The 7,815-nt window shown below is 37.7% G+C and carries 7 protein-coding genes; 1 reads left to right on the plus strand and 6 read right to left on the minus strand.

Annotated features, from left to right (window positions below; genetic code table 11):
• Window positions 1–66 precede the first annotated feature (66 nt).
• The 3 genes from DWA31_RS07155 to DWA31_RS07165 all read right to left on the minus strand — a co-directional run bounded on the left by DWA31_RS07155 (window position 67) and on the right by DWA31_RS07165 (window position 3,978).
• Window positions 67–297: a glutaredoxin family protein gene (locus DWA31_RS07155; protein WP_114325922.1), complete on the minus strand. Its 231-nt coding sequence runs from the start codon at window positions 295–297 to the stop codon at window positions 67–69.
• 320 nt (window positions 298–617) lie between these two features.
• Window positions 618–2,708, minus strand: a complete 2,091-nt coding sequence (locus tag DWA31_RS07160) for a TonB-dependent receptor (RefSeq protein ID WP_168427305.1) — start codon at window positions 2,706–2,708, stop codon at window positions 618–620.
• A 139-nt stretch (window positions 2,709–2,847) separates the two neighbouring features.
• Window positions 2,848–3,978, minus strand: coding sequence for a helix-turn-helix transcriptional regulator (locus tag DWA31_RS07165; protein ID WP_114325924.1), 1,131 nt, complete (start codon window positions 3,976–3,978; stop codon window positions 2,848–2,850).
• Between the two features lie 243 nt (window positions 3,979–4,221).
• Here DWA31_RS07165 and DWA31_RS07170 point away from each other — a divergent pair, with 243 nt between their 5' ends.
• A complete protein-coding gene (locus DWA31_RS07170) occupies window positions 4,222–4,659 on the plus strand; it encodes a hypothetical protein (protein WP_114325925.1) in 438 nt (145 codons plus the stop codon).
• A 70-nt stretch (window positions 4,660–4,729) separates the two neighbouring features.
• Here DWA31_RS07170 and DWA31_RS07175 read toward each other — a convergent pair whose 3' ends face one another.
• The 3 genes from DWA31_RS07175 to DWA31_RS07185 all read right to left on the minus strand — a co-directional run.
• Window positions 4,730–6,100 (minus strand): S8 family serine peptidase, encoded by a 1,371-nt coding sequence (locus DWA31_RS07175; protein ID WP_114325926.1) that lies wholly within the window; start codon window positions 6,098–6,100, stop codon window positions 4,730–4,732.
• A 451-nt stretch (window positions 6,101–6,551) separates the two neighbouring features.
• Window positions 6,552–6,869: a hypothetical protein gene (locus tag DWA31_RS07180; protein WP_114325927.1), complete on the minus strand. Its 318-nt coding sequence runs from the start codon at window positions 6,867–6,869 to the stop codon at window positions 6,552–6,554.
• A 270-nt stretch (window positions 6,870–7,139) separates the two neighbouring features.
• Window positions 7,140–7,815, minus strand: a 676-nt coding sequence (locus DWA31_RS07185) for a helicase-related protein (RefSeq protein ID WP_136037984.1), incomplete at its 5' end; no start/stop codon positions are given.

Raw genomic sequence — 7,815 nt, forward strand, 5'->3', positions numbered from 1 at the left:
AAATAGAGTAATCAATAACTCTGTGCCCATTGGTTGCTCAATTATCTAATTAGATAATTCTGCTTCTTAATCTGCGGCATAGAGTATCTTAAAATTTTTTAGATTCCAGCCAATCATTACTTCATTACCAATTTTAAGGGCTGGTACAGAGTTAGCCCCTATAGCGTCAAGCTCTTTTCTACCACGCTGCATTTTTGCATTTGTTAATCTGTATTTAATGCCATTATCATCCAAGTATTTTTGAGCTTCACGGCAATGGGGGCATTTATCTGAAATATATAAAACAACGCGTTTCATCACTAACCTTTATAGAACTGTTAAATACTAACTATTTTACTGAATTCTCAAAAAAAACAAAGATGAATTAACTGAACTTTCGATTCTACACAAAGAAAATTAAGCTACTCTAATAAACCAATGGGTCAAAGCATTTGAAGTAGTCGTTTTGGCTTTGATTTTATAGTTTCAGGTTAGAGCTGCCAACGGCAGCAATGAGCAATTCAGAATACATAGGTTTCACCTAACCAATATTCATCCCATGATTGGCAACTCAGCCACCACAGCGGTCATAGAGGCTTGAAATCATACAACACATCCGCCTATTTGGGTATATATGCTCAAAACTTGTATCGGAATGTCATACCATATGTTCGCGGTGGCCCATAGGCCTTTGTTGTATAGATATATATTGCACTGCGGTCATCAGAAAAGTTCACATACTTCTTATCAAATACATTGTTCATCCAAAAGAACGCTTCCCACTGCTCCTCTACTAATCCTACACGAAGGTTGGTAAGGTTATGTGCATTTCCTGATAGTCTGGTTTCATTTTGCGGATCAAAAAAAACTTCACTACGATAATTCCAGTCTAATCTGGTTATATACTTCATGGATGTATTTTTAAGGGGGTAGACAAATTCAAGACCAAGTGATTTTGTCCATTTTGGTGCCAGATTAAGGTGATTTCTTGCGCAATTATTTTTTGGTATTCCTGGGTTTGCAGCGGCAGAAGGACAGCCAGGAAAATCTTCATAGCTAGCATCAAGATAGCCCAGACTACCAGTAACAACAAAGTAGTCGCCAATTAAAGCGTGAAAATCAATTTCCAGACCTGAAATTTCTGCTTTAGCGGCATTATTCAGGGAAACGGCTGAGCCGGCAACTTGTGATAGTTGTAAGTTATGGTATTGGGTTTGAAATATGGAAAAATTAGCATTCATCATACCATTAAAAATATTTAACTTAACACCAGCTTCAATGGAACTTGCTTCTTCTGGCTCTACTTCAAGATTTACCCCTGCACTGACGAAGTCTGTATTAAACCCGGCACTTTTAAAACCTTCAGCGTATCTCCCATACAAGGTAACATTAGAGTCGGTCAGGTATCTAAGTGAAATGATGCCAGAAAAATTTGAATCGGTACGACTAAGCTGATAGTTCGTATTACCAAAGATGCCAGTTTCATCAAGTTGAAAATGACTAGCATCTTTATCTTCAGATACATATCGTCCACCTATTTCAAAGGTCAGTTGTTCAGTGAGCGACGACATAGTATTAAAAAACACAGCAATACTGTTTGTATCCACGGAACTGATAAGATTAATAGGAGGCTCTACGCCAGGTATACCAGTAAGAAAATCCCCCAAGGCAAAATTAGAGTCGTTTCCTGCATTTTGACTGAAATAATATAAGCCAACATTGTAATCAATAAATTTGTTAATTTTTGATAAATAACGGGTTTCAATTGAGGAAAACTGTGAGTCACTAGAAAAGTCCTCAACAAAGAATCTAACTGGAAGCTTATCCTCATCAATACCAGCATGAAAACTAGTGCCGCGACGGGCCACCAATGTTACCCACTTTGCATTATCAAAAGTCACACTGCTAGATATTGATAGTCCCCAATTGTCGCGGTTTAGATAATTAGGTTGATCACTATTAACAGTAAATGGTGTTTCCTCCGATGGATCAGTAATGAATTCAGCATCACTGACTTCAAGAAATGATGGGTTGCTGCGCTCTCTTAAATAATCAACAGACAAAACAATATCGACATCTTCATTAGGATGGTAACGTAGTTTCCCGCGGGTCGACTGTAAATCCGCATTGTCTAAATCTGATGCCTTGTCATAAAAATTCTCAACATATCCATCACGACGATGAAAATTAGCAGTGAGTGATGCAAACGTATTATTACCGATCTCACCCGATAAGGTTGTGCGCAAACGTATATGGTCATAATTACCATATTGTGCTTCAACTACCCCAACAAAATCTTCGTTAGGAGTGTTAGTGATAATATTTATCGCACCGGCAATAGTATTTTTACCGGAGACAGCTCCTTGAGGGCCACGTAGCACTTCAATTCGGTTAATATCTAACAAGTCAAAATTGAAGTTCTCCGGCCTACCAATATAAACTCCATCAATATACATTCCCACGCCAGTTTCAATACCAACCGTGCGAACTAAGGTAGAGATACCTCTAATACTGATTAATCCTTGTAAACCACCAGCGACACCACCTGATTGTGTAGCATTGGGTATACTAGCTAATAACATATCAAAAGCGTCAATACCGGCACGCTCTAATGTAGAGCCATCTACGACAGAAACTGAAATTGGCGCTTGTTGGACAGACTCTTCAATACGTCTGGCAGTTATAGTAATAACCTCAAGATGCCTTTCAATGCTATTTTCTTCAGCCATTTGGGCAGTAAAGCCTTGTCTACAGAAAAATAAACAGGCCGTAGTAAGGAAAGGTAAAGCAAATGTTTTTATATGCCTCATGTAAACCACCTTAACCTAATGACATTAGTAATAGAAAAATAAATTTTAATATTCGCTGTTACTGAGCATGGCGGGCTACAGGGTCTACATTAATTTTCAAGATTAAATCAATTTGCCTATGAGTGCCTGTTTTTTCGAATATTGATTTTAAATACCAACGTGCGGTTTCATAACTTACTCCCATTTCATAAGCAGCGCGCTTTAACTCATAACCTTCTGCTAAGTATTTTGTTAACCGCGTTTCACTGGGGTTTAGATTATAGCTTTTCTGTAAGTAATTCATATTTAATGGATTTATAGCTGTACTTTCTTTGATAATCAAAAGGGCGGCTGGTCTATCAAATTGTGATTGTAACTCTGGCATTACCGGCATCAATATTAATAAAACATTTTCATATTCAGGTAAATTAAGACGTATCGGTAGCTCTTTTTTCAGCATTGAGTTAACCATAGTCTGTTGCAGTTCAATGCATAACTGTTTTTTAAAACCTAAATGATGACTAATTAATTTACCTTGCTGTATCGCTAAGATAGGATTTTTTTCTATGCTATTTAATGCTATTTGATTTGATTCTAATACGTTTTGATCCCCATCTATTATTAAAATCCCATGTCCCATGTTCGCTAATAATTGTTCAGCATTTTTCATGCGATAATTTGTTCTCTGAAAAACTTTAGACAATTGTACTGCTTTACAAATATGTTTTGAAAACGCCCCTAGTACTTTTAATTCTTGCTGAGTATATAAACCTTGTTGTGAAGAACGTATCAAGGTGAAGTGCAGTGTATTTTTACCATCGGCAATCAACATACCGCCCGCGGCGTGTGAAAAGCCTTGTGGATTCATCCATTCATTACTAAAGGTGCTGTTTTTGTAAAAGTCCTCATTTTTGCGTCGTTGATTGAAAACTTGCTCGGTGAACATTACGCCAGATCGTAATTCGGAATGATCGATGAAAGTAGGGTTAATGTGGCCATAATATTCGCCATAGCTTTCTAAGTAGCCCTCTTTTAGTCCTAAAAAAGCGATTGAATTAACTTCTTGAGTGTATGGGTTTTGGCTAAAAAGTCCTGCTCCTTCAGAATGAAAATAATCGCTAACATCTTGAAGTGCTGTATCCCATTGATGAGCATCAATAGAGGCTTGATAGATAGATTCGATAACATCATTGTATTTGTCAAAGTCCATAAAATCCTCAGTTCCCTTGTACAAGTTCTAGTTAGTTTAGTTGCCAAACTACAAAGCAGCCAATTAAAGAATGAAAAACTCCACCCTATTGGGGGGAGGTTAAAAAAAGAGAGATAGCTAAGATTATTAAAGAGGAATAAGTTTGGATAAATGGATTTCATCGATTAAATACTCTCTTTGGGTTAACAGTCTGCTGTGTCTTTTATCAAACACTAATGAACATAAAAATTTAAGGCGAAAATCATGAAATACATTAATCTATCTTGTTACTGTATGTCACTACTATATTTTAGGTTTGTGATTGTTTTAGTTGTGTTATTTACTTGTATAAATACCAATGCAGAAGTTGTTGGTAATGAAAATGTTTCTATTAATATGGGATTAAGTAATGATCTCCATTTAAGATTATCTGCGGATTTAATATATCCCCCTAGTGGGGCATCTTCACAAAGTTTTTCACTTCATCAGGGGCAAACAAATGATATTAGTCTTGTTCAGTTTCCTGTTGATGAAGGAGCCGACTTTATCATTGGTGGAACCTTTTCTCTGTTCGATTCATCGGAGAACGGAAAGCTTGATCAAAGCATAACTTTTCCTCCTTTAACATTAAATGAAACTCTTACTGGAGATTATAGGCGACTTGGAGTAAGGATAAGTTCTACGGCTAGGCACATTTTATAGATACTAAAAATAACGCCTTTGTGCGAAAACAGACTGCTATCAGTTATTTTTGTTACGTGAAATACTTATTTTAACCGTCGATAATACCGTTACAGTCGTTATCTATGTTATCTCTGCCTTTTTTGCCGCGTCTGTCATTAGCGCCAGGAAATATTGAGCTGTTATTGTCATCGCAATCGCCATTTTCATAACATACTCCATCACCATCGTTGTCGGTACATCCGTCGCCAGGAGGAGGTGGTGTTGTAACGCCCTGTTGCCAATTTAATGCATCAATGCTGTTAATTAAGCCGTAACCAGAGGTTTTATCGTGGCCGCTACTGTATAAATCGGTGGCACTTTCGGTAAGCGCTTGTTTTACTTCATCAGGTGTGGTCGCAGTTCTGTGGCTAATTAACATCGCGGAAAGTGCGGCAACATGGGGAGATGCCATAGAAGTACCTTGGAATAAGTAATAACCCCATGTACCGTCTACTCTTGTTTCTTGCAAAATACCGTCGCCCAAGCCATCACCATTTCGGTCGGCATTCATATCACCACCGGGGGCCACTATATCGAGCAAATTACTTTTATTAGAATAACTAGTTACGCTGTTATTGTAGTCGGTTGCACCTACTGAAATCACGCTAGGGTAACTGGCGGGATAACTTAAGTTTTTACGGTTACCGTCGTTACCGGAAGCCGCGACTACGACTACGCCTTCGCTATATGCATAATCTAAAGCAACATCTAAAACAGGGTCTGAAGTAATATTGTAACGGGCGTTGGTGCCTAAGCTCATATTAATAACGTGAGCACCGTTGTTTACCGCGTAATATATGCCCTCGGCAATTTCCGCCATACCGCCAGAACCACTATCATCTAACACTTTAACGGGCATAACACAGGCATCAAAAGCTAAGCCTACTGCGCCAACGTTGTTATTAGCCGTTTGCGCTATAGTGCCTGAAACATGGGTGCCGTGGCCATCACCATCTTCAGGGAATGCGCTGGTGTTATAGACGTTATGGGGCAAGGTTAAACAATTGACACCATCGCTTGGCGCACTGGCTATTCCAGTATCTAACACCGCGACAGTGGTATTGGCTCCTGTATTTAGCTGCCATGCTTGTTCAGCATTAATATTTGCCCATTGCCATTGAACGCTTATTAATGGATCGTTTGGCACAGACGATTTACTTACGCTAACATTTACGTGCGCACTTTTACCTTTTTGGCGCAAGTTTTTCACCTTTTTCAGTTCTTTACCCGGTGATACCTGCACCACTGTAATATTAGCATTGGGGTAATAGCGCAATACGGTAAAGCCATCTTTTTCCGAGACCTTACCTTGCACTATAACTTCACCCTGTTTAAAGTCAGCGTTTGCTAATACTAAAAATGGCAAGGAAATAGCCGCAAAAAGAGCTAATGTACGAGTGATTTTAATTTTAGATTGCATCAAGATAAATTCCTTATTTTACTACTTACAAATAGTATCGGCTATGGTTGAATAACCTTTAATTTTAAAGCTTATAAGAAAGTTGAGGAATGAACAGTAACTAAAGTAATGATGAATATTGAACTTGTATAAATCAATGTGGCAGAACACTTAAAACTCGATCTTAAACATCTAGAATTATGTTTTTCTTACATTACGTTTTTAGATAATTACTATGATTTGCACAAGAGAATCCATCAGCATTATTTAGCTTAGTCGGTTATGTGGCACAATATTGACCAAGATTAAAGTCAGGTAAGAGCAATCAGAAGAACAAAAGAACAAAAGAACAAAAGAACAATCAATAGCTAACTTATTCTTTTGATACAAAGCGAATAAATATTGCCTTCATAATTTATCTTTGCTAACGACCGTTTTGTGCCAAGACACCTTGTTAGGACTGAATTGTAGATTAATGGATTGTGCGTTCTTGCTTGTCCCACATACTTCCTTGCCAATTCGAGATCGTTCCAGAAGCTTCACAGGTGTCGCAATGCCACTCAATCATGCCAATTGAGATACAAGTTGCTTCAACGCTTCCCACACAAGACAATTCATCAGCTCGGCTGTTGCATTTCAAATCAACATCAATTAGTGGCTGCTCAATATTCTCAGAAACAGATGACACAATTTTGGTCAGAAATTTGAAAACCGTTTTTGCTTGTTCAGTAAGCTCTAGTACGTTACCTTCTTCGTCAAGAAAATGTCTTAAATCTGCTTTTAACGCCATACGCTTTATCAATCATAGAATACTAATACACCTAACATATAGCACTTAAAGCTCTCGGTACATCATTTCTAATTTAATATTATCAAGCTGACAGCACAGTTGGGGAATTACGTCAGTTTGACAACCGAAAAATAAAGGCTCATTCAGTCACTTAGATACGAATATAGACGTTATCTTCACCACAAAGAAAGGCACGTCTAACGCATCGTGAGATGAGGTGATATTTGTAGTCTAGCTGAAAACCTTTAGTTGGCTAATTTATGCCTGTCCTTATTTGTTTTTTGTTCTTGTTCTATTTGTTTTTTTAACTTTTTTCTTTTTCTTGACTTGTTTAGGCGCTTTTGAAAACTCTTTATGGAAAGGCTGTTCTATAACCACAGGAATTACTTGCCCTATGCTCTTTTCAATATTATTTAATTGATTTACATCATTTTCTACAGCAAATGAAATGGCCATTCCACTTTTCCCTGCACGAGCAGTTCGTCCTATGCGGTGTATGTAGTTTCTTGGATCTTCAGGAAGGTTATAGTTAATGACTAAAGTAATATTATTGACATCAATGCCACGAGCAGCAACATCAGTTGCAACCAACACCCTTAAATTAGAATCTTTAAAGTTTTGTAGCGCTTCCTCTCTAACTGTTTGTGTTTTACCACTGTGCAGGCTAGCGGCTGTTATTGACGCTTTTTCTAGTGCTTTAACAATGATGTCAGCGCCATACTTTGTTTTACAAAAGATGAGAACTTTTTCATAGTCAGATTTTTTCAGGATATTAAATAGCAAAGGTATCTTATTCGATTTATCAAGATGGTATACACTTTGATTAACTAGGTCGATAGTAACCGTTTCAGCAGTAATTTGAATTTTTGCTGGATCCGTTAATATTTCTTCTGCAAGTATCTCTATTTCAGCAGGCATAGTAGCTGAAAACAATAGTGTTTGTCGG

The organism is Candidatus Colwellia aromaticivorans (assembly GCF_003333305.1).
Taxonomy (GTDB): domain Bacteria; phylum Pseudomonadota; class Gammaproteobacteria; order Enterobacterales; family Alteromonadaceae; genus Colwellia; species Colwellia aromaticivorans.